We start from the raw sequence: 20444 nt of genomic DNA, 5'->3' as shown, positions 1-20444 counted from the left end.
TTACCCCTTCATCATATTGACGTCTTCAACCGCGATGGTGCCGCGGTTGCGGAAGAAACAAACTAGAATGGCCAGCCCGATTGCTGCCTCGGCCGCCGCAACGGTCAGAACGAACAGCGTAAACACCTGCCCGACCAAATCGCCGAGAAAGCTGGAAAACGCCACAAGGTTGATATTCACCGCCAGCAGCATCAGTTCGATGCTCATCAGCAGGATGATGACGTTCTTGCGGTTCAGGAAGAGACCGAAGATGCCGATGACGAACAGCGTCGCCGCGACCGTAAGATAGTGTTCAAGTCCGATCATAGCTTCGCCTCGCCTTCATCTGAGACAGTTCCCGTTTTGCAGAATTTCGCCGGATCGAGTTGCTCATCGCGTACAATTGGATCAGCACCGATCACCGTGAGGTCGGAGACAACCTCGGTCAGCATTGGTGGAGTATCGAGGTTGGCGTACTGCTCTCTGAGCACATTCAATTCTGAACTCAGATCAAATTTCAGGCTATCTGCACGAAAACCTTTAACAACAACATCGAGAGTTTCACCCGTAGCGCATGGCACAACGGTCCAAGAGTAACCGGGGTTTTCACACCCAATCTCTCTTGCAACCCACCAGTCATGAATGCCGGGAGTATCTAACTCAAAGGTACCGTCATACCCAGTGCACTCTTTCGGCGGTACTGGGCTCGTCTCCGCGTGAGACGTCGTAACCGAACATATGAGCATTGCAGCGGTCATCGCTCGTTTCACAACCCCTGCCCCGGCTTCACGTCCTTCAACTCCATCGCCTTGGCCGGGTCGCGCATCATCTGGCCGATGATGTCCTGACGCTTGATGTCCTTGCGGTGGCGCAGCGTCAGAACGATGGCTCCGATCATTGCCACCAGCAGGATCAGGCCCGCCAGCTGGAACAGAAGGAAATATTGATCGTAAAGGATGAGGCCAAGCGCCTCGGTGTTGTGGCGGTCTGTCGGGACCGGCTGGGCCAGATTGGCCGCCGCACCCTGTGCGCTGTCCCATGCCCCGAAGGCCATGACAAACTGCATCAGGATGATCAGACCAATCAACAGGGCCAGCGGCATATAGCGCGCCATTTCGGCCTTGAGCTCGGCAAAGTCCACGTCCAGCATCATCACCACGAAGAGGAACAGAACCGCGACCGCGCCGACATAGACGATGACCAGCAGCATCGCCACGAACTCGGCCCCCAGCAGCACGAACAGCCCTGCCGAGGACAGAAACGCCAGGATCAGCCACAGGACCGAGTGCACCGGTTGGCGGCTGATCACCGTAAACAGCCCGCCGGTGATGGCGCTGATGGCAAACAGGTAGAAGGCAAAGACGGTCATTGATCCTCATCCTCGTTGTCGCCCATGACCTCTTGCGCCAGATCCAGCGCGCGGGTCATGGCCGGGATGCCGGCAAAGACCGACATCTGACCGATCGTTTCCACGATCTCTTGTTTCTTTGCGCCCGCTTCCAGCGCATGACGTACGGTCTGGCGCACGGCCGAATCCGCCTGAGCGCCCTGACAGGTCAGCCCGGCCAGCGTCAGCAGCAGGCGTGTTTTGGCATCCAGCCCGTCCTTGTTGACGGTGTTGCCGAACATCATCTCCATGACCTCTTTGGGCATGGTTGGCCACAGCGCCTCGAACCCTTTGGGCGAGAAGCTTTCCATCGCCGGGTTCATCGCCTTGGCCATGTCCTGAGCCTGCTTCATCATCAGCTCGAACGGATTTGTCGGGCTGTCAGTCATCGGTACGGTGCGTCCAGTTCCAGATTGCGCGCGATCTCGGCTTCCCAGCGTTCGCCATTCGACAGGAGTTTTTCCTTGTCGTAGAACAGCTCTTCCCGGGTTTCCGTGGCGAATTCAAAGTTCGGGCCTTCGACGATGGCATCAACCGGGCATGCCTCTTGGCAGAAGCCGCAATAGATGCACTTGGTCATGTCGATGTCATAGCGCGTGGTGCGGCGGCTGCCGTCTTCTCGCGGTTCGGCGTCGATGGTGATGGCCTGCGCCGGGCAGACCGCCTCGCACAGTTTACAGGCGATGCAGCGCTCTTCGCCATTCGGATAGCGGCGAAGTGCGTGTTCACCGCGGAAACGCGGGGACAGAGGGCCCTTTTCGTGCGGGTAGTTCACGGTGGCTTTGGGAGCGAAGAAATACTTCAGACCCAGTTTCATTCCGACCCAGAAATCCTGCAGTAGGAAGTATTTGGCAGCGCGGGTGTAATCGATGTTTGCCATATCAGCCTCCTACGCTCCAACGGGCAAATGCGCCCCAGAACCAGTCGAATTTCGCCGCAAAGGCCACGAACACCACCCAGACCAGCGAGAATGGCAGGAACACTTTCCAGCCCAGCCGCATCAGCTGGTCATAGCGGTAGCGGGGCGTGATGGCCTTGACCATCGCGAAGATGAAGAAGAAGAACGCCATCTTGGCGACCATCCACAAAACACCATCGGGCAGGCCGGGGATCGGCGACAGCCAGCCGCCGAAGAACAGCAGCGAGGTCAGCGCGCACATCAGGAAAATTGCAATGTATTCACCCGCCATGAACAGCAGGAAGGGCGTGGCCGAGTATTCGACCTGATAACCCGCCACAAGTTCCGATTCCGCTTCGGGCAAGTCAAACGGTGGCCGGTTTGTCTCAGCCAGCGCCGAGATGAAGAACAGAAAGACCATCGGGAAGTGCGGCAGCCAGTACCAGCTGAAGAACCCGAACGACCCATCCTGCGCCCGCACGATATCGCCAAAGTTCATCGACCCGGTCGAGATGATCACACCGATGATGATCAGGCCGATGGAAACCTCGTACGAAATCATCTGCGCGGCTGAGCGCAACGAGCCGAGGAACGGGTACTTTGAGTTCGACGCCCAACCGCCCATGATCACGCCATAAACCTCAAGCGAGGATACGGCGAAGACATAGAGGATTGCGACGTTGATATCCGACAGGACCCAGCCATCGTTGAATGGGATCACCGCCCAGGCGATCATCGCCAGCACGAAAGAGGTGAGCGGCGCGAGTATGAAAACCGTGCGGTCGGCTCCTGCGGGGATAACGACCTCTTTGACGACGTATTTCAACGCATCCGCCACCGATTGCAGCAGGCCGTAGACGCCGACCACGTTGGGCCCGCGGCGCATCTGGACAGCGGCCCAGATTTTGCGGTCGCCATAAACAAGGAACAACAGCGAGATCATCACAAAGGCAACAACAGCAAGCACTTGCGCCAGAATGATGATGGCTATTCCGCCGGGGGTGTTAAAGAATTCAGCCATTGGTCCTCACACCGTGGGTATTCCGTTTTTCGCGCGCTATGCAAAGGCCAGATGCCTGCGCAAATTGCGGCTGGGTCGGCGCGTTGGTGTAAACAGCATCTGCCGCCATTGCGCCACCCTTTTTCTTTCGTTTCCCGCACATTTCCGGCGCAGTCAGGTGCGACCCAACCACAGCGCTGGCTTGGGATATGAAACTGCTATGGTTCATTCGGCCGCAATCTTCTCGGCTTTGCGGACCTGCGCCTGCGCCGACAGCTCGGCCATCAGTTGCGAGGCCCGTGCGATCGGGTTGGTCAGATAGAAATCCTTGATCGCGTTGCGGAAGGTCGCCTGGCCTAAAGATCCGGCCTCAAGCGCTTGAACCTCATTCTCGATCACCTCGTCGATGCGGGCCAGATGGGGGACCGCCTCGATCAAGGCTGTGCGCAACTGCGCCAGTGAGTCATAGGGGAGCGTCGCCCCTAGCTCAGCCGACAGCGCACGAAGGATGGCCCAGTTTTCCTTGGCCTCACCCGGCGCAAACCCGGCGCGCATCGCCAGTTGCGGGCGGCCTTCCGTATTCACGAACAGACCGTTTTCCTCAGTATAGGCCGCGCCCGGCAGGATCACATCTGCGCGGTGTGCGCCCCGATCTCCGTGGCTGCCCTGGTAGATCACAAACGCGCCTTCGCCGATTTCGACCTCATCTGCACCAAGGTTATAGATCACATCCGCAGCATTGATCGCTTCCATGCCGCCTGCGTTGGTGGCGTCCACATCCATCGCGCCCACGCGCGACGCCGCAGTGTGCAGAGTGATCAGACCGCTTTCCGTATTTGCGGCAATTGTTTGCGCGGCAGCCAGAACAGCGGCTCCATCCGCCTCCTGCAGCGCTCCCTGCCCGATGATGACCAGCGAGCGTTTGCCCCTGATTTCATCGTCGCCCCCCATGTCGACAACCTTTTGCATCGCCGCGCGGTCATCGCCCACATGATGGTACGCATAAGTCAGATCGACCGCTGCACCTACCAAAGCGACTTCGGCCCCATGCGCCCACGCCTTGCGGATACGCGCGTTCAAAACCGGTGCTTCATCGCGCGGGTTGGTGCCAATCAGAAGAATACGCTCGGCCGTATCGATGTCTTCAATCGCGGCGGTCCCGGCATATGCGCCACGGTTCCCGGCCGGAAGCTTGGCTCCATCGGTGCGGCATTCGACAACACCGCCCTGCCCTTCGATCATCTGCTTCAAAGCGAACGCGGCCTCGACCGGCGCCAGATCACCGACGATACCGGCTGGCTTCTCAGCGCTTTTCAGCGCCTCTGCGGCCTTGGTCAGTGCTTCGGACCATGAGGCCGGGCGCAGCTTGCCGTTTTCACGGATGTAAGGCTTGTCCAGACGCTGACGCCGCAACCCGTCCCAGACAAAGCGGGTTTTGTCACTGATCCACTCCTCGTTCACTCCGTCATGATTGCGAGGAAGGAAGCGCATCACCTCGCGCCCTTTGGTATCGACACGAATGTTCGATCCCAGCGCGTCCATGACGTCGATGCTTTCGATTTTGGTCAATTCCCACGGGCGGGCGGTAAACGCATAAGGTTTCGAGGTCAGTGCCCCAACCGGGCACAGGTCGATAATGTTGCCCTGCAGGTTCGAATCCAGCGTCTGGTTCAGATACGAGGTAATCTCGGCATCCTCACCGCGCCCTGTCTGACCCATCTGAGTGATCCCGGCGACTTCGGTGGTGAAGCGCACGCAGCGGGTGCAACTGATGCAGCGGGTCATTGCGGTGCCCACAAGCGGTCCCAGATCCAGATCATCAACCGCGCGTTTGGCTTCCTTGAACCGCGAACCGGACAGGCCATAAGCCATCGCCTGGTCCTGAAGATCGCACTCTCCGCCCTGATCGCAGATCGGGCAATCCAGTGGATGGTTGATCAGCAGGAACTCCATCACACCCTCGCGGGCCTTCTTGACCATGGGAGAGTTCGTCTTGACTACCGGCGGCTGCCCTTCCGGCCCCGGGCGCAGATCGCGCACCTGCATCGCGCAGGAGGCAGCCGGTTTCGGCGGTCCGCCCACTACCTCAACCAGACACATCCGGCAGTTTCCCGCAATCGACAGGCGCTCGTGATAGCAGAAACGCGGTACCTCGACCCCAGCTTGTTCACAAGCCTGTATCAGGGTCATCGCACCATCGACTTCGATTTCCTGCCCGTCGATATTGATCTTGCGGAGGTCAGACATGGCTCTCAATTCGCTCTCAAATAAACGCCAATGGCGCTGTTTCTTTGGATTTCTTTCTGCCCCAGAGAGCAGAATGTTTTGGGGTTGTCGTAGGACACGCCGTTTTTCGCCAGATAAGCCTCGCCCTCGGCCCGCATCCGATCCTTTTCAGCATCCGACTCGACATAGGCGCGGATTTCCGTGTCCGAGTACCCCAGATTATTCGCTTTGGACCGCAGTCCCCACATCACACTGATCGCTTTCAATCGCCGCCCGCTGATCGACGGGCAGAACTCGGAAATCTCATTTGCAATGGCGATGTAGTAGAGTTCGTTGTCGATCTCTTTGACATCCCTCAAGGGCGGCTTTGCTTCTGTCACCGTCGGCAAGGCCATCAGCGATGCGAGGGCAACTAGTTTTACAACAGACATGGGTTTTCCTTTCGTCTTGGACTGTCCAAGACGAAGCGCTTTGCCGCTGCTAGGCAATAACACCCTGCCCGCCCACCGAAGATATGGAAAAACACCGGTCATGGCCGCTGGCAGGTTCCTGCAAATGTCAGTTGATCATTGCTGACGCTGAGGTTCTGCGGGTCAGTATCCGGACCCACCTTCCAAGCAATCCGAGACGATCCGAAGTTCTGGATGCAGAATTTGGTACCTTCATGACGTCCGGCCTCGCGCGCACCATCGAGTGAAGCAGAGACGCCTTTGACGACAACCGTAAAGTCCGCGGGCGAGGTTTTCTTGTTGACCACCTTCGCCTTGGCCCTGAACGACTTGCCGTCGAACAAAAGCCGGTCTGCCGACGGCTTCACCAGACCGCATGCAGAAACACCAGCCAGCGCCAACACAACAATAAGGGCTTTGGGGGCCTTCATACTTTCCCTCTTTGTTTTCTGTTCCGCTGCGTCGCCATCAAAACGCCGCCACCAATGCCATAAGCCCGATCACGACCATGCACGCCCAGCCGATCACATACAGAATTGTCCGCGGACCGCTGCTTGGCTTGCCAATCCCTTTCAGGTGCACAACCAGCATCGCCAAGCGCGCAACCAACGCCACTGAGGCCAGCAGGTTTACCCAGAACGGGCTGACGCCCAGCAAAATCGCCGCTGTTATGACAGTCACAAACGCAGGAAGTGTTTCCGTTCCATTCAGATAGGCCCGGTTCAGACGATACGCCTTGTCGGCATAGTCCTGCTCGGGCGTCGCACCGGGTTCTAGCCCTTTGGCTTGTTTGGCCAGTGCAGAAAACGGCGCCAGAAACAATACAACCAGCGTGAATAGCACAACCGACGCAATCGCGTGGCTATATACAGCAAACACTTCCATCTTCGTTCACTCCGCTGCCATCGCACCCATACGGCCCGATTTCTGAGCCTTGATGCGGTCTTCGATCTCTTCCCGGAAATTGCGGATCAGGCCCTGGATCGGCCAGGCGGCCGCATCGCCCAAAGCGCAGATCGTGTGTCCTTCGACCTGTTTGGTCACGTCGAACAACATGTCGATCTCTTCCAGTTCAGCCTCGCCGCGCACCAGACGATCCATCACACGCATCATCCAGCCGGTGCCTTCGCGACACGGCGTACACTGACCACAGCTTTCATGCTTGTAAAACTTCGACAGTCGCCAGATCGCCTTGATGATGTCGGTGGATTTGTCCATCACAATCACCGCTGCCGTACCCAGACCCGACCCCAGATCATTGCGCAGGTAATCGAAATCCATGATCGCGTCGCGCATGTTTTCACCACGCACGCAGGGAACCGAGGACCCACCGGGGATAACCGCCAGCAGATTATCCCACCCGCCGCGAATGCCGCCGCAATGGGTTTCGATCAGCTGTTCGAACGGGATCGACATCGCCTCTTCGACGACACATGGGTTGTTCACGTGGCCCGAGATCGCAAACAGCTTGGTACCGGCGTTGTTCTGGCGACCAAATCCAGCGAACCAATCCGCACCCCGACGCAGAATGGTCGGCACCACCGCGATGGATTCCACGTTGTTTACCGTGGTCGGACAGCCATACAGCCCCGCACCCGCCGGGAACGGAGGTTTCATCCGCGGCATGCCCTTCTTGCCCTCAAGGCTTTCAATCAGGGCGGTTTCCTCGCCACAAATATAGGCCCCTGCCCCGTGATGAAGGAAAAGATCGAAATCCCAGCCCGAACCAGCGGCATTTTTGCCAAGAAGCCCCGCGTCATAGGCCTCATCAATCGCAGCCTGCAATGCCTCACGCTCGCGGATGTATTCGCCGCGCAGGTAAATATAGCAGGTATGTGCGTTCATCGCGAAAGAGGCGATCAGACACCCTTCAATCAACGTGTGGGGATCATGGCGCATGATCTCACGGTCCTTGCAGGTGCCGGGCTCGGACTCATCGGCATTCACAACCAGATAGGAAGGGCGACCGTCGCTTTCCTTTGGCATGAACGACCATTTCAGGCCAGTTGGGAAGCCCGCACCGCCGCGTCCGCGCAGCCCGGAATCCTTCATTGTCTGAATGATCCAGTCCCGGCCCTTTTCAATCAGGCCAGCTGTGCCGTCCCAATGCCCGCGGGCTTGCGCGCCTTTCAGCGTGCGTTCGTGCATCCCGTAGATGTTGGTAAAGATCCGGTCCTGATCCTTCAGCATCATTCGTTACCTTCAGCTGTCCTGACGCATGCGCCAGAGTTGAAAAATGTTCACACCCGCATAAATGAATGCCGCCAGAGCAGCAAAATCAAACAGCAGCGCGTGCCGGGCTGTCAAACCCAGCGCGGGGCCAATGAACAGGTTCATGGCAAGCCAGATCACCATCGCCACCGCAATGACGATGCCGATATGTCGGCCCTTTCGGGCTATAGCCTGATCCTTGTCCTTGTCCATCATCCCCCGATGCCCCGATGGGGCACCCGTTTAGTCTTTGTAGGTGCCATCTTCCTTGGCACGTTTGGCAAATTCGGTTTCCTCACCCGCCGCAAGCTTGGCTGCTTGTTCAATCCAGCCATCGCGCTCGATCCGGCCCTTGAACTTCAACCGTGCATCGACCCAGGCGACCTGTTCCGGTGTCCAGGCAGCGATCTGATCATAGTGGAAGAAGCCCAGCTCGTTCAGAGTCTGCTCCAGCTTGGGACCTACGCCTTTCAACAGTTTCAGGTTATCTGCCTTGCCGGCGCGCGCGCCTGTCAGTGTTTCGGGCTGGTCCTCTTTCGCTGCCTTCGCTTCAGCGGCCTGTTTCGCAGCAGGTTTCGCCGGGGCTGGCGCTTTGGGCGGCTTCGGTGCAGCTTTGGTCGCAGCCGTTTTGCCATCCTTGCCCAACCAAGGGGTCAGGATCGGAACCTCGGTCCCGTCGATGCGTTTGACCGTATCGCCAATATCGGTGGCCAGTTCGACGCTAGCGTTATACCGGGCCTTTCCAGCCTCATGATCGGTCAGACTGGTCAGCCCTTTGAGCGGTTCAGCCGCATAACGTCCGTTTTGTGGGCCCGGCGTCGGAACTTTCCCCGCCACCAGATCATCGAGGATCTTGCCAAAGCTCTCGGCGGTCAGGTCTTCGTAGTAATCCTTGCCGATCTGCGCCATCGGCGCATTGGTGCAGGAGCCAAGGCATTCGACCTCTTCCCAACTGAGCTTGCCATCAGCCGACAGTTCGTGCGGTTTCGCCGAGATCTTTTCCTTACAGACCGCAATCAGGTCCTCTGCTCCGCAGATCATGCAGGAGGTCGTACCACAAACCTGAATATGCGCAGCCGACCCAACGGGTTGCAGTTGGAACATGAAGTAAAACGAAGCAACCTCAAGCACACGGATATAGGCCATACCCAGCATGTCGGCGACGGATTCAATCGCCGGACGGCTCAGCCATCCCTCTTGTTCCTGTGCGCGCCACAGAAGCGGAATGACCGCGCTGGCCTGACGGCCTTCGGGGTATTTGGTGATCTGCGCTTCGGCCCATTGCTGGTTGGCAGCGGTGAAGGCAAAGCTTTCGGGTTGTTCGGGATGAAGACGGCGGAGCATTAGCGGTCAATCTCTCCAAATACGACGTCCATGGTGCCGATGATGGCGGCGACGTCGGCCAGTTGGTGGCCTTTGGCAACGTGGTCCATGGCTTGCAGGTGCAGGAAGCCCGGTGCGCGCAGTTTGGCGCGGTAGGGTTTGTTGGTGCCGTCGGCGACCAGATAAACGCCGAACTCGCCCTTGGGGGCTTCGACGGCAGCATAGACCTCACCAGCAGGCACGTGGAAGCCTTCGGTATACAGCTTGAAGTGATGGATCAGGCTCTCCATCGAGGTCTTCATGTCCGAGCGTTTCGGTGGAGTGATCTTGCCGCGAGCCAGAACGTCACCGGGGCACTCGCGGATTTTGGCGATGGCCTGACGGATGATCAGCAGCGACTGGCGCATTTCCTCCATGCGGACAAGATAGCGGTCATAGCAATCGCCGTTCTTGCCGACGGGAATCTGGAATTCAAACTCATCATAGCACTCGTAGGGCTGCGCGCGACGCAGGTCCCAGGCCAGACCCGATCCACGCACCATCACGCCCGAGAAGCCGTATTTCTGGATGTCATCCTCGGTCACCACGCCGATATCGGCGTTGCGCTGCTTGAAGATGCGGTTTTCGGTCAGCAGCCCGTCAATGTCATCAAGGACGCTTGGGAATTCGTGACTCCAGGCCTCGATATCGTCCAGCAGTTCGGGCGGCAGGTCCTGATGGACACCACCGGGGCGGAAATAAGCGGCGTGCAGGCGGGCGCCACAGGCTCGCTCATAAAACACCATCAGCTTTTCGCGTTCTTCAAAACCCCACAGCGGCGGGGTCAGAGCGCCCACATCCATCGCCTGCGTGGTCACGTTCAACAGGTGATTCAGGATGCGTCCGATCTCGGAATACAGCACCCGGATCAGCGAGCCCCGGCGCGGCACCTCGACCCCGGTCAGCTTTTCGATGGCCAGACACCAGGCATGTTCCTGGTTCATCGGTGCCACATAGTCCAGACGGTCGAAATACGGCAGGTTTTGCAGATACGTCCGGCTTTCCATCAGCTTTTCGGTGCCACGATGCAGCAGGCCGATATGCGGGTCGCAACGTTCGACAATCTCGCCGTCCAACTCGAGCACCAGACGCAAAACTCCGTGCGCCGCGGGGTGTTGCGGGCCGAAGTTGATGTTGAAGTTGCGGATCTTCTGCTCGCCGCTCAGCGCGTCCGTGCTGCCGTCATCATATCTTGAGCCGTCCATCAACGCCCTCGTTTCTTCTTTGCTTCGGCCCGAACCCGGACCTTTTCCGCCTCGGTCGCCTTGACCGCAGCTCCGGCCAGTAGAACCCCAAACGCGCCCAGAATGACCAACTCACCTATCATCTCAGCGACGCTCCAACTCTTGCAGTTTCAGCCCGACCCACCACAGCAATGCGATCGTGCCAAAGGGAACCAGACACAGCAGGCACCAGTATTTGTTGATCCCGAAGAACGGCAAAATCTTCACCATCGGAATGATGGTCAGCGCAGACAGGATCAGCCACCAGATGCCACCCATTATTCGGTCTCCTGTTTCTCATCCCCCGGCAGAATGTAGTTCGCACCTTCCCATGGGGACATGAAATCAAACTGACGGTACTCCTGCACCAGACTGACCGGCTCGTAGACGACGCGTTTCTGCGCCTCGTCATAACGCACCTCGGTGTAGCCCGTGGTCGGGAAATCCTTGCGCAGCGGATGGCCACGGAAGCCATAATCCGTCAGGATGCGCCGCAGGTCTGGATGGCCCGAGAACAGGATGCCGAACATGTCGAACACCTCACGCTCGAACCAGTTGGCCGAGGGGTGGATATCGACTATCGAAGGCACCATGTCATCTTCGCGGATCGAAACCCGCAGACGGATGCGCTGGTTCTGGTACATCGAAAGGAAGTGGTACACCACGTCGAACCGCTTGGCGCGTTCGGGGTAATCGACGCCGGTGATATCCACCATTGTCGAGAACTTGCAGTTTTGGTCCGACCGCAGAAATTCTACGAATTCCACGAGGTTCGACGGCGCCACATCGACGTTCAGCTCACCATGGGTCACATCCCAGGACAGAACACAATCGGCTCGTTTCAGTTCAAGCTGGGTGCCGAGTTCTTTGAGTGCTTCGCTCATCTACCCTTCCCCTCAGCGTACAATTGTGCCGGTGCGGCGGATTTTGCGTTGTAGCTGTAGCAGACCGTAAAGCAGCGCCTCGGCGGTCGGAGGGCAGCCGGGCACATAGATATCCACGGGAACAACTCGGTCGCAGCCGCGCACAACGGAATAAGAATAGTGATAATAGCCGCCGCCATTCGCGCAGGATCCCATCGAGATCACATAGCGCGGCTCGGGCATTTGGTCGTAAACCTTACGCAACGCAGGGGCCATCTTGTTGGTCAGCGTGCCAGCCACGATCATCACGTCAGATTGGCGCGGAGAAGCGCGCGGGGCGATGCCGAAACGTTCCGCATCATAGCGCGGCATCGAGGTGTGCATCATTTCAACCGCGCAGCAGGCCAGACCAAAGGTCATCCAGTGCAGCGAACCGGTACGGGCCCAGTTGATGATATCCTCGCTCGAGGTCAGCAGAAAACCTTTGTCCTGCAACTCGGCATTCAGGGCCTGGGTGGCGACTTCCTTGTCGACGCCAGCGGTGTTTGCACCGGTCATCACTCCCATTCCAAGGCCCCTTTCTTCCACTCATAGGCAAAGCCGATGGTCAGCACGGCCAGAAACACCATCATCGACCAGAAGCCGACATCGCTGATATCGCGGAACCCGACGGCCCAGGGAAACAGGAATGCGATCTCAAGATCGAAGATGATGAAGAGAATCGAGACCAGATAGAATCGGACGTCAAATTTCATTCGCGCATCGTCGAAGGCGTTGAAGCCACATTCATATGCGCTGACCTTTTCGGGGTCGGGATTGCGGACAGCCAGTACAACGGCGGCAAGAATCAGGACGATTCCAAGGCCTACGGCAACGGCCAGAAACACCAGAATCGGGAGGTACTCCCGCAGCAGGTCTTCCACGAATAGCTCCTTTCTTGCGCACGCATCTTGTCGGGTGCGCCGTCAATTGGCGTGTTGACTGGACATTCTCTATCCCCGCCGGGTCAGAGGGTCAACCGAACACAGCCCCGTTCACCATCAAACATACGCTTGACAGCGTGGCATAGAATCGCATTTCGCGCGTTTTGCATTGGCTTGCGGAAACTCGGTAAACTTACTTATTCCATGCAGGTTTACGTTTTTCGAAGAACGCCGCGATCCCTTCACGCGCCTCTTCCGTTTCCCAGCGTTCGACCAGTTCGTTGATGGTCTGGTCGATTGTGGCATCATCAATACGAGGTCCCAGAGTTCGAACCAGTGCCTTGGCAGATGCAACCGCCCCCGGCGCGCAAGAAAGATAGGGCAGGACTTCATCTTCTATCGCGGCCGCAAGCTGCTCGGAGGGCACAGCCTTTGCCAGCAATCCCAGATCAACCGCTTCGGGCGCATCGAACAACCGGGCCGACATGAACACACGCCGTGCCCGCGCCTCACCCATACGAGCGATAACATAAGGGCCGATTGTCGCCGGAATCAGCCCCAGCCGGGTCTCGGTCAATCCCATCTTCAGACTATCTACACCGATGGCGACATCGCACACGGCGGCCATCCCAACGCCTCCGCCAAAGGCGTTGCCTTGCAGCGCCCCGATCAGGGGTTTGGGCATTGTGTTCAACGCCTGCAACATCTCGGCCAGCTTGCGCGCTTCGACAAATCGCGTCGCCTTGTCGGCCGCCATCTGGTCCTGCATCCACCCCAGATCACCACCGGCGCAAAACGTCTTTCCCGCAGCGGCCAGAACGACCACCCTGACAGAGCCATCCTGACCCAGTTGCGACGCGGCCTGTGTCAGCTCGGTAATCATTTGACCCGACAGCGCGTTGTGCTTTTCCGCCCGGTCCAGAGTTAACGTGGCAACACCGCGTTCGTCTGCTGAAATCGAGATTGTTTCGAACATGTTAGCCTCTCAACGCCTTGGCCATCTTCGCGGCCTCTTCGACCACATCGATATCCAGACCGGTTTGGTAGCCCAACCGGTGCAAATGCGCTGCAACGGTTTCAGTCGCGACATTGCCCGCGGCCCCCGGAGCATACGGGCAACCGCCAAGCCCACCCACGGCCGCATCGAACACGCGCACCCCCAGCGAAAGTGCCGCATCGATATTGTCGATTGCACGCCCATTGGTGTCATGAAAATGCCCGGCAAGCCGCGTCACAGGAACCCTTTCCCGCACCGCCAGAAGCATATGAGCGATCTTGTCTGGCGTGCCTTGCCCGATCGTGTCCCCCAATGACACCTCGTAACAGCCCAACGCAAACAGCCGGTCGGCAACTTCGGCCACTTTCTCGGGCGGGGTCGGGCCGTCATAAGGGCAATCCGTCACGCAAGAGACATAGCCGCGAACCGGAAGGTCGATATGGCGCGCCGCTTCGAGAATCGGCGTGAACCGTTCGATTGACTCGGCGATCGAGGCATTGATGTTTGCCTTGGAAAACCCCTCGGAAGCAGACGCAAAAATGGCAATCTCATCCGCTTTGGCGGCCAGCGCATCCTCGTATCCGTGCATATTCGGCGTCAACGCCGCGTAACGCACTCCGTCCGCGCGGGTAATACCGGCCAGAACCTGCGCCGACCCCGCCATTTGAGGAACCCATTTGGGAGAGACAAAGCTTGCAACTTCGATCCGACGGAACCCGGCGCGGCTGAGGCAATTGATCAGCGCCACCTTGTCGGCAACCGGTATCTCACGTGTTTCGTTTTGTAGCCCGTCGCGCGGTCCAACTTCGTAGATTTCGACCAGATCACCCATGTCAGAACCCCTTATGGCTTGTTCTCATTCCAAATACGGATCGCGCGACCGTGCCACGTCAAACCGCGCGGGTACAGATCACTCTTCTTCCAAACGCACCAAAGCCGCCCCAGCCTCGACCTGCGCGCCATCTTTGACCAGCACCTCGGCCACCACACCATCTCGCGCGGCCAGCAACGAATGCTCCATTTTCATCGCTTCGAGAATAGCCAAACGGTCGCCTTCTTGAACGGTTTGCCCCGCGGTGGCAAAGACTGCCTTGACCAGACCCGGCATCGGCGCCTCGATCACGTTGGTGTCACCCGTCGCGCTGGCATCCCGGTCAAGCGGATCGATAACGTCGAAACTGCGACCGTAGTCAGTAAATACGGTCAAAGTAGTTCCGCTGACAGCCACCCGGGGCATCGGTGCGCCGCTCAGCGCCCACCGCCCCGAGATCCGCTCGGCCACGACACGGTGTTCGCCCAACTGCCAAAGCTGGCGATCCGACCCGTCGACTTGCACGTACAGATCAAGAACCTCTCCCTGATCGGACAATTGCACCGCCCGATGCAACGGAGCCCAGAGCGAAAACCCGGTGTCAGGCGCGACATCCACCAGATTCAGTGCGGTCATCGCAGCCGCAACAGCGGTTGTGGCCGAAGTCGGCGATTCCTGCACCAACCCGTCAAGATCGCGCCCGATCAGGCCCGTATCTACATCGCCCGAGGCAAATCCGTTATGGCGGGTCAGCGCGCCCAGAAAGGCGAGATTCGTAACGGTGCCCGCCACTTCGGTCTCCCGCAGCACTCGGTTCAACGTCTCAAGCGCGACGGCGCGGGTCGGACCGTGCACCACCACTTTGGCAATCATCGGGTCATACCACGGGCTGATCGTGTCGCCTGCGCGAACGCCACTATCCGCACGGCAGTTGGCCGGGAAAACCAGATGGGTCAGTGTACCTGTCGCCGGTAAGAATCCTTTCGGCACGTCCTCGGCATAAAGCCGGGCTTCAAAGGCGTGGCCCGAGATCGACAGATCATCCTGTTGCCTGGGAAGGCTCTCTCCTGCTGCAACGCGCAACTGCCATTCCACCAGATCGACGCCGGTGATGGCTTCTGTCACCGGATGCTCCACCTGTAGACGCGTGTTCATCTCCATGAACCAGAATCTGTCGGGGCGCAGCCCGTCCGAGGCATCGACGATGAATTCAACCGTGCCTGCACCCTTATAACCTATCGCCTCGGCGGCGCGCACGCCCGCCTGCCCCATCGCCTCACGCATCTCAGCCGTCATACCCGGCGCCGGAGCCTCTTCGATCACCTTCTGATGGCGGCGTTGCAACGAGCAGTCGCGTTCGAACAGATGCACGGCATGTTTACCATCGCCAAACACCTGCACTTCGATATGGCGAGGTTTGGCCACGAATTTCTCGACCAGCACAGCGTCATTGCCAAAAGCGGTTCTGGCTTCGCCCCGTGCGCTGTCCAATGCGGAACGAAAATCCTCGGGGCGTTCGACCAGACGCATACCTTTGCCGCCACCGCCTGCAACGGCCTTGATCAGAACCGGATAGCCGATGGTGTCAGCCGCCCCCGCCAGATGCTCGGGGTCCTGATTGTCGCCGTGATAGCCCGGCACCACGGGCACGCCCGCGTGCTCCATCAACACCTTGGCCGCGTCCTTGAGGCCCATTTTGCGGATCGCATCCGCTGATGGGCCGATAAAGGTCAAACCAGCAGCTTCGACCGCGTCAACGAAATCGGGGTTCTCTGACAGGAAGCCATAACCGGGATGGATCGCCTGCGCGCCCGTATCCAGCGCAGCCTGAATAATCACATCACCCTTCAGATAGCTTTCCGCCGGGGCGGGGCCGCCGATATGAATGGCCTCATCCGCCATCTGCACATGCTTGGCCGCCGCGTCCGCATCAGAATAAACAGCAACGCAAGATACGCCCATCCTCTGAGCGGTTTCCATAACCCGGCAAGCAATCTCGCCCCGGTTGGCAATCAGGATTTTGTTGAACATAGCTTACCCCTCAACCGCCAGATCTTCGACAAGGCGAAATCGTTCGCATAGCAGCTCCATCTCGGGATCAAAGCCGCCATTGCGTTCGAAATACTGGCGATGACCCTCTCTCCATCCCTCAAGCGTTTCATTTTCGCCCTCTGCCAACGCGAAATCCTCGGTTACGTCGCAGTATCGGCAGGTCGAGACCTCGACCGTTTCGATCACCAAGGCCGCACGATCATCCCATTCCAGCGCAATATCTCTCCGCCCGACCACAGGAGTGTCAGGGCTGCCTTCGGGATAGTCGCGCAACGCACCGCAGGTTGCCGTTTTCCGCCCTGATCGTACCAATGCCAGCAGCTCAGCACTCAGCCGGGCATTGTCACCAAGCTTGAAAGTCTGGGCACCCGGATAGCGTGCCATGACGTCATTCAATGATACGTTCATCTTACATCCTGAACACGCCGAAACGTGTCTCCTCTATCGGGGCGTTCAGTGCGGCGCTCAGAGACAAGGCGAGCACATCGCGACTTTTGCGCGGGTCGATGATGCCGTCATCCCAGAGACGGGCCGAGGCATAAAGCGGGTGTGATTGCTCTTCGAACATATCCAACGTCGGACGTTTGAATTCGGCCTCTTCCTCGGCCGACCAGGTGCCGCCCTGTCGTTCGATCCCATCGCGCCTGACGGTGGCCAGAACACCGGCTGCCTGCTCGCCCCCCATCACCGAAATCCGCGAATTCGGCCATGTCCACAGGAACCGCGGCTGATAGGCCCGACCGGCCATTCCATAGTTTCCGGCCCCGAACGAGCCGCCAACCAGCATGGTGATCTTGGGCACGTTGGTGGTGGCCACGGCGGTCACCATCTTGGCCCCATGCCGCGCGATGCCTTCGTTTTCGTATTTGCGACCAACCATGAAGCCGGTGATGTTCTGCAAAAACACCAGCGGGGTTTTGCGCTGCGAACACAGCTCCACGAAATGCGCGCCCTTTTGCGCGGCCTCCGAGAACAGCACGCCATTGTTGGCAATGATCCCGACCGGGCAGCCTTTGACATGGGCAAAACCGGTCACCAGTGTCTCGCCAAACCGGGGTTTGAACTCATCAAACCGAGAGCCATCGACCAGCCGTGCAATCACTTCACGGATGTCATAGGGCGTGCGCAGGTCGGCGGGAACGACTCCCAGAATTTCCTCCGGATCATAAGCTGGCTCCTCGGGTGCTTCGAACCGTAGGCCGGGCTTCAGCCCGGCCCCCCCCAATGACCCGACAGCCCGCCGCGCCAATGCCAGCGCATGTGCGTCATCTTCAGCCAGATAATCCGCCACACCCGACAGGCGCGTATGCACATCGCCGCCACCCAGATCCTCGGCGCTGACAACCTCACCCGTCGCAGCTTTGACCAATGGTGGCCCTGCCAGAAAGATCGTGCCCTGTTCCTTTACGATGATCGTCACATCGGACATTGCAGGAACATAGGCCCCACCCGCCGTGCATGATCCCATCACCACGGCAATCTGAGGGATACCCTTCGCGCTCATCCGCGCCTGATTGTAGAAGATACGCCCAAAGTGGTCGCGGTCTGGGAACACCTCATCCTGATTGGGCAGGTTCGCGCCGCCACTGTCGACCAGATAGATGCACGGCAGATGGTTTTCCTCGGCAATCTCCTGCGCGCGCAGGTGCTTCTTGACGGTCATCGGATAATAGGTGCCGCCCTTCACGGTGGCATCGTTACACACCACCATGACTTCGCGCCCCTGCACCCGGCCAATCCCCGCAATCACCCCGGCACAAGGTGCTGCATCGCCATACATCCCATGTGCCGCTGTCGCCCCGATTTCAAGGAACGGCGACCCCGGATCAAGCAGGTTCGCCACCCGCCTGCGCGGCAACATCTTGCCTCGGGATTCATGCCGCGCGCGGGATTTCTCGCCCCCGCCCATGCGGGCTGCTTCGGCAGCAGCAGAGATTTGCGCCAGCGCATCGAGATGCGCGGCGCGGTTTGCCTTGAAGCCCTCGGAGCCGGGCATGGCTTTGGATGTGAGTTTCATGGAGCCTCTATTCTAAGTTGTCAGTATCGAGTGCCCAGACTCGTTCAATTATTCGGGACGCGCGCCAACCTGCCAGTGCATCGGCGTAAGAGCATACTGCCTCTTCCGAAATATCCCCGACGTCAATTTCCCTGCAATCAGGCAGCGGCAAACTGGGCCCAAGAGCAATTTCGCTTTCGGACATTTCTTTTGCTGTAGGCGGGTTTTCGAAACCTAACTTTTGCTCGTCAGGAAGCCGCTGCCAGCGGATCTCTGCGTCAAGCCGCATCCACGCAGTGACCTCACCAAGACAGTATTCGTTCTTTTCTAAATCATATGCATATTCGCACATATTGCGAACGTGGTTAACGCATTCCCCATCCATGATAATCGCCAATTCAGTATTTGGAGTACTGTCTGAACAGAATTGCAGAAGGGTACCGACGCTGAGTTTGTCCTCTTTGGCAGCCAGTACGTTAGACGTCTGGGCGAAGCCCAACATTGCCAAGACGAGTATCTTCACAATTGCTTTCACAGACTCACCTCCCGCGCCGCCAGCGCTTTTAATTCCTTGCGGATTACCTTCCCCGTGACCGTCATTGGCAATTCCTCCAGGAACGCCACCTCGCGCGGATAAGAATACTGCGCCAGACGGTCCTTGACCCAATCCTGCAATTCCTGCCCCGAAGCCTCAGCCCCCGGCTTCAACACCACATAGGCCTTCACGATCTCGGTGCGCAGCGGGTCAGGTTTTCCGACCACACCCACAGTCGCCACTGCGGGGTGGGTCAGCAGGCAATCCTCGATCTCGGCGGGGCCGATGCGATACCCAGCGGACGTGATCACGTCATCGTCCCGACCGACAAATCGCAGATAGTCGCCCTCCCACACGCCGCGATCACCGGTGATCAGCCATTCGCCGCGAAACTTGTCTGCGGTCGCTTCGGGGCGGTTCCAGTATTCCAGCAGCATCGAGGCCGAGCCGCGCCGGATGGCGACGTCGCCCTCGTCCCCGGTCGGGTTTCCGTCCTCATCAATCACCGCAACCTCATGCCCCGGCACCGGTTGGCCGATACAGCCGGGGCGCACAGGGAAATCTTCGGCGCAGGATGATACGACCATGTTGCATTCAGTCTGGCCGTAAAACTCGTTGATCGTAAGGCCGAACGCACCTTGGCCCCATGCCAGCATTTCGGCACCCAGCGGTTCACCCCCGGACGCGACCGAGCGCAGACCGGGGATCACCTGATCTGCTGCCTTGAGCATTCGCAGCGCCGTTGGTGGGAAAAATACGTTCCGCACCCCGCCACGCGCGATGATGTCAGCGCAGGCCTCGGGGGTGAATTTCTCAAGCCGTGCCGCGGCAACAGGAATGCCCAGCGCAAGACCCGGCATCAGCACGTCGAACAACCCGCCGATCCACGCCCAATCCGCCGGGGTCCAAAGACAGTCGCCTTCGCGCAAGTGATTATGGCTAATCGAAACCCCTGGCAAATGACCGGTCAGAACCCGGTGCCCATGCAGCGCACCCTTTGGGCTGCCGGTTGTGCCCGAGGTATAGATCAACACAGCCGGATCGTCAGGGCCGGTCGTGGCGAATGTTACAGCGGGGCCATCTTCGCCAATCTCCGATGCAATCAACGGCGCGGCCAGATCACCCAACAGATCAGCCCCTTCGGCGTCGGTCAGTACAATCCGGGCACCAGCGTCACTAACCCGCGACCGCAGCGCGTCCTGCTTGAACAGTTTGAACAAAGGGACCGACACAGCCCCGATCTTCCAGATCGCCAGATGAGCCGCCGCACACCATGGCGACTGGCTCAGCAACACTCCGACGCGATCACCGGGCTGCACATGGCGCAATAATGCGCGGGTTATTCCGTCTGTCATTTGCGACAGCTGCGCAAAGCTGATGTGCTGCGGGTCAGGTCCGGTCAAATCGATCAGCGCGACCTGGTCCCCCGCATGCCGCAGGCACTGCTGCGCCATGTTCAGCCTGTCCGGCAGATCCCAGCCTCCATCCGGGCGCAAACCTGGTATGCGCTCAACGGTCAGCACGGCGAATTT

Annotated in this window: 26 protein-coding genes; all 26 read right to left on the bottom strand. The window is 58.9% G+C overall.

Going from position 1 to position 20444, the window contains the following annotated elements:
* Positions 1-306 (bottom strand): NADH-quinone oxidoreductase subunit NuoK, encoded by a 306-nt coding sequence (gene nuoK, locus AC2FLO_RS09040; protein ID WP_005984024.1) that lies wholly within the window; start codon positions 304-306, stop codon positions 1-3.
* Positions 303-737 (bottom strand): hypothetical protein, encoded by a 435-nt coding sequence (locus tag AC2FLO_RS09035; protein ID WP_496752576.1) that lies wholly within the window; start codon positions 735-737, stop codon positions 303-305. The genes nuoK and AC2FLO_RS09035 overlap by 4 nt, the downstream gene beginning before the upstream one ends.
* 8 nt (positions 738-745) lie before the next feature.
* Positions 746-1348: an NADH-quinone oxidoreductase subunit J gene (locus AC2FLO_RS09030; protein WP_480516396.1), complete on the bottom strand. Its 603-nt coding sequence runs from the start codon at positions 1346-1348 to the stop codon at positions 746-748.
* The gene (locus AC2FLO_RS09025; protein WP_152458579.1) at positions 1345-1755 is read right to left on the bottom strand and encodes a carboxymuconolactone decarboxylase family protein; all 411 of its coding nucleotides are present in this window, start codon (positions 1753-1755) and stop codon (positions 1345-1347) included. The genes AC2FLO_RS09030 and AC2FLO_RS09025 overlap by 4 nt, the downstream gene beginning before the upstream one ends.
* A complete protein-coding gene (nuoI, locus tag AC2FLO_RS09020; protein WP_267362826.1) occupies positions 1752-2246 on the bottom strand; it encodes an NADH-quinone oxidoreductase subunit NuoI in 495 nt (164 codons plus the stop codon). The genes AC2FLO_RS09025 and nuoI overlap by 4 nt, the downstream gene beginning before the upstream one ends.
* Position 2247: 1 nt before the next feature.
* Positions 2248-3285: an NADH-quinone oxidoreductase subunit NuoH gene (gene nuoH, locus AC2FLO_RS09015; protein ID WP_117868407.1), complete on the bottom strand. Its 1038-nt coding sequence runs from the start codon at positions 3283-3285 to the stop codon at positions 2248-2250.
* A 204-nt stretch (positions 3286-3489) separates the two neighbouring features.
* Positions 3490-5511, bottom strand: a complete 2022-nt coding sequence (gene nuoG, locus AC2FLO_RS09010; protein ID WP_496752578.1) for an NADH-quinone oxidoreductase subunit NuoG — start codon at positions 5509-5511, stop codon at positions 3490-3492.
* A gap of 5 nt (positions 5512-5516) precedes the next feature.
* Positions 5517-5921, bottom strand: a complete 405-nt coding sequence (locus tag AC2FLO_RS09005) for a DUF5333 domain-containing protein (RefSeq protein WP_496752579.1) — start codon at positions 5919-5921, stop codon at positions 5517-5519.
* Positions 5922-6019: 98 nt separating this feature from the next.
* A complete protein-coding gene (locus AC2FLO_RS09000) occupies positions 6020-6370 on the bottom strand; it encodes a hypothetical protein (protein ID WP_267362834.1) in 351 nt (116 codons plus the stop codon).
* Positions 6371-6407: 37 nt separating this feature from the next.
* Positions 6408-6824: an MAPEG family protein gene (locus AC2FLO_RS08995; protein WP_496752580.1), complete on the bottom strand. Its 417-nt coding sequence runs from the start codon at positions 6822-6824 to the stop codon at positions 6408-6410.
* Positions 6825-6830: 6 nt separating this feature from the next.
* On the bottom strand, positions 6831-8129 hold the full coding sequence (nuoF, locus tag AC2FLO_RS08990) for an NADH-quinone oxidoreductase subunit NuoF (protein WP_209504919.1): 1299 nt from the start codon (positions 8127-8129) through the stop codon (positions 6831-6833).
* Between the two features lie 12 nt (positions 8130-8141).
* Positions 8142-8363, bottom strand: coding sequence for a DUF5337 domain-containing protein (locus AC2FLO_RS08985; RefSeq protein WP_496752790.1), 222 nt, complete (start codon positions 8361-8363; stop codon positions 8142-8144).
* 30 nt (positions 8364-8393) lie between these two features.
* Positions 8394-9494, bottom strand: coding sequence for an NADH-quinone oxidoreductase subunit NuoE (nuoE, locus tag AC2FLO_RS08980; protein ID WP_496752582.1), 1101 nt, complete (start codon positions 9492-9494; stop codon positions 8394-8396).
* Positions 9494-10717: an NADH-quinone oxidoreductase subunit D gene (locus AC2FLO_RS08975; RefSeq protein WP_171631140.1), complete on the bottom strand. Its 1224-nt coding sequence runs from the start codon at positions 10715-10717 to the stop codon at positions 9494-9496. Before AC2FLO_RS08975 ends, nuoE begins: the two co-directional genes overlap by 1 nt.
* Positions 10717-10839 carry a hypothetical protein gene (locus AC2FLO_RS08970; RefSeq protein ID WP_496752584.1) on the bottom strand — a complete coding sequence of 41 codons (123 nt, stop codon included), beginning with the start codon at positions 10837-10839 and terminating at the stop codon, positions 10717-10719. The genes AC2FLO_RS08975 and AC2FLO_RS08970 overlap by 1 nt, the downstream gene beginning before the upstream one ends.
* Position 10840: 1 nt before the next feature.
* Positions 10841-11014 carry a hypothetical protein gene (locus AC2FLO_RS08965; RefSeq protein ID WP_010442775.1) on the bottom strand — a complete coding sequence of 58 codons (174 nt, stop codon included), beginning with the start codon at positions 11012-11014 and terminating at the stop codon, positions 10841-10843.
* A complete protein-coding gene (locus AC2FLO_RS08960) occupies positions 11014-11619 on the bottom strand; it encodes an NADH-quinone oxidoreductase subunit C (protein ID WP_496752586.1) in 606 nt (201 codons plus the stop codon). Before AC2FLO_RS08960 ends, AC2FLO_RS08965 begins: the two co-directional genes overlap by 1 nt.
* Before the next feature lie 12 nt (positions 11620-11631).
* On the bottom strand, positions 11632-12165 hold the full coding sequence (locus AC2FLO_RS08955; protein ID WP_209504454.1) for a NuoB/complex I 20 kDa subunit family protein: 534 nt from the start codon (positions 12163-12165) through the stop codon (positions 11632-11634).
* The gene (locus tag AC2FLO_RS08950; protein WP_209504455.1) at positions 12156-12521 is read right to left on the bottom strand and encodes an NADH-quinone oxidoreductase subunit A; all 366 of its coding nucleotides are present in this window, start codon (positions 12519-12521) and stop codon (positions 12156-12158) included. Before AC2FLO_RS08950 ends, AC2FLO_RS08955 begins: the two co-directional genes overlap by 10 nt.
* Positions 12522-12714: 193 nt before the next feature.
* On the bottom strand, positions 12715-13497 hold the full coding sequence (locus tag AC2FLO_RS08945; protein ID WP_480583175.1) for a crotonase/enoyl-CoA hydratase family protein: 783 nt from the start codon (positions 13495-13497) through the stop codon (positions 12715-12717).
* 1 nt (position 13498) lies between these two features.
* Complete coding sequence (locus tag AC2FLO_RS08940; protein WP_496752588.1) at positions 13499-14350, bottom strand: hydroxymethylglutaryl-CoA lyase; 852 nt, start codon at positions 14348-14350, stop codon at positions 13499-13501.
* Between the two features lie 78 nt (positions 14351-14428).
* The gene (locus AC2FLO_RS08935; protein ID WP_496752590.1) at positions 14429-16360 is read right to left on the bottom strand and encodes an acetyl/propionyl/methylcrotonyl-CoA carboxylase subunit alpha; all 1932 of its coding nucleotides are present in this window, start codon (positions 16358-16360) and stop codon (positions 14429-14431) included.
* Positions 16361-16363: 3 nt separating this feature from the next.
* Positions 16364-16789: an ASCH domain-containing protein gene (locus AC2FLO_RS08930; protein WP_496752592.1), complete on the bottom strand. Its 426-nt coding sequence runs from the start codon at positions 16787-16789 to the stop codon at positions 16364-16366.
* Position 16790: 1 nt separating this feature from the next.
* Positions 16791-18398 carry a carboxyl transferase domain-containing protein gene (locus AC2FLO_RS08925; RefSeq protein ID WP_496752594.1) on the bottom strand — a complete coding sequence of 536 codons (1608 nt, stop codon included), beginning with the start codon at positions 18396-18398 and terminating at the stop codon, positions 16791-16793.
* Positions 18399-18405: 7 nt separating this feature from the next.
* Positions 18406-18912: a hypothetical protein gene (locus AC2FLO_RS08920; protein ID WP_496752596.1), complete on the bottom strand. Its 507-nt coding sequence runs from the start codon at positions 18910-18912 to the stop codon at positions 18406-18408.
* The gene (locus AC2FLO_RS08915) at positions 18909-20435 is read right to left on the bottom strand and encodes an AMP-binding protein (RefSeq protein WP_496752598.1); all 1527 of its coding nucleotides are present in this window, start codon (positions 20433-20435) and stop codon (positions 18909-18911) included. Before AC2FLO_RS08915 ends, AC2FLO_RS08920 begins: the two co-directional genes overlap by 4 nt.
* Positions 20436-20444 lie beyond the last annotated feature (9 nt).

It is taken from the genome of Ruegeria sp. TASC047, assembly GCF_059612445.1.
This window is presented reverse-complemented; position numbering and strand designations above follow the sequence as displayed.

What these genes read in the sequence shown, in the direction of transcription:
- nuoG (WP_496752578.1), bottom strand. Translation starts at nt 5,511, where the DNA reads ATGTCTGACCTCCGCAAGATCAATATCGACGGGCAGGAAATCGAAGTC.
- AC2FLO_RS08970 (WP_496752584.1), bottom strand. Translation starts at nt 10,839, where the DNA reads ATGATAGGTGAGTTGGTCATTCTGGGCGCGTTTGGGGTTCTACTGGCC.
- AC2FLO_RS08925 (WP_496752594.1), bottom strand. Translation starts at nt 18,398, where the DNA reads ATGAAACTCACATCCAAAGCCATGCCCGGCTCCGAGGGCTTCAAGGCA.
- nuoK (WP_005984024.1), bottom strand. Translation starts at nt 306, where the DNA reads ATGATCGGACTTGAACACTATCTTACGGTCGCGGCGACGCTGTTCGTC.
- AC2FLO_RS08985 (WP_496752790.1), bottom strand. Translation starts at nt 8,363, where the DNA reads ATGGACAAGGACAAGGATCAGGCTATAGCCCGAAAGGGCCGACATATC.
- AC2FLO_RS08935 (WP_496752590.1), bottom strand. Translation starts at nt 16,360, where the DNA reads ATGTTCAACAAAATCCTGATTGCCAACCGGGGCGAGATTGCTTGCCGG.
- AC2FLO_RS08930 (WP_496752592.1), bottom strand. Translation starts at nt 16,789, where the DNA reads ATGAACGTATCATTGAATGACGTCATGGCACGCTATCCGGGTGCCCAG.
- AC2FLO_RS08945 (WP_480583175.1), bottom strand. Translation starts at nt 13,497, where the DNA reads ATGTTCGAAACAATCTCGATTTCAGCAGACGAACGCGGTGTTGCCACG.
- AC2FLO_RS08995 (WP_496752580.1), bottom strand. Translation starts at nt 6,824, where the DNA reads ATGGAAGTGTTTGCTGTATATAGCCACGCGATTGCGTCGGTTGTGCTA.
- AC2FLO_RS08965 (WP_010442775.1), bottom strand. Translation starts at nt 11,014, where the DNA reads ATGGGTGGCATCTGGTGGCTGATCCTGTCTGCGCTGACCATCATTCCG.
- AC2FLO_RS08975 (WP_171631140.1), bottom strand. Translation starts at nt 10,717, where the DNA reads ATGGACGGCTCAAGATATGATGACGGCAGCACGGACGCGCTGAGCGGC.
- AC2FLO_RS08960 (WP_496752586.1), bottom strand. Translation starts at nt 11,619, where the DNA reads ATGAGCGAAGCACTCAAAGAACTCGGCACCCAGCTTGAACTGAAACGA.
- nuoF (WP_209504919.1), bottom strand. Translation starts at nt 8,129, where the DNA reads ATGCTGAAGGATCAGGACCGGATCTTTACCAACATCTACGGGATGCAC.
- AC2FLO_RS09000 (WP_267362834.1), bottom strand. Translation starts at nt 6,370, where the DNA reads ATGAAGGCCCCCAAAGCCCTTATTGTTGTGTTGGCGCTGGCTGGTGTT.
- AC2FLO_RS08955 (WP_209504454.1), bottom strand. Translation starts at nt 12,165, where the DNA reads ATGGGAGTGATGACCGGTGCAAACACCGCTGGCGTCGACAAGGAAGTC.
- AC2FLO_RS09030 (WP_480516396.1), bottom strand. Translation starts at nt 1,348, where the DNA reads ATGACCGTCTTTGCCTTCTACCTGTTTGCCATCAGCGCCATCACCGGC.
- AC2FLO_RS09035 (WP_496752576.1), bottom strand. Translation starts at nt 737, where the DNA reads ATGACCGCTGCAATGCTCATATGTTCGGTTACGACGTCTCACGCGGAG.
- AC2FLO_RS08940 (WP_496752588.1), bottom strand. Translation starts at nt 14,350, where the DNA reads ATGGGTGATCTGGTCGAAATCTACGAAGTTGGACCGCGCGACGGGCTA.
- nuoE (WP_496752582.1), bottom strand. Translation starts at nt 9,494, where the DNA reads ATGCTCCGCCGTCTTCATCCCGAACAACCCGAAAGCTTTGCCTTCACC.
- nuoI (WP_267362826.1), bottom strand. Translation starts at nt 2,246, where the DNA reads ATGGCAAACATCGATTACACCCGCGCTGCCAAATACTTCCTACTGCAG.
- nuoH (WP_117868407.1), bottom strand. Translation starts at nt 3,285, where the DNA reads ATGGCTGAATTCTTTAACACCCCCGGCGGAATAGCCATCATCATTCTG.
- AC2FLO_RS09005 (WP_496752579.1), bottom strand. Translation starts at nt 5,921, where the DNA reads ATGTCTGTTGTAAAACTAGTTGCCCTCGCATCGCTGATGGCCTTGCCG.
- AC2FLO_RS09025 (WP_152458579.1), bottom strand. Translation starts at nt 1,755, where the DNA reads ATGACTGACAGCCCGACAAATCCGTTCGAGCTGATGATGAAGCAGGCT.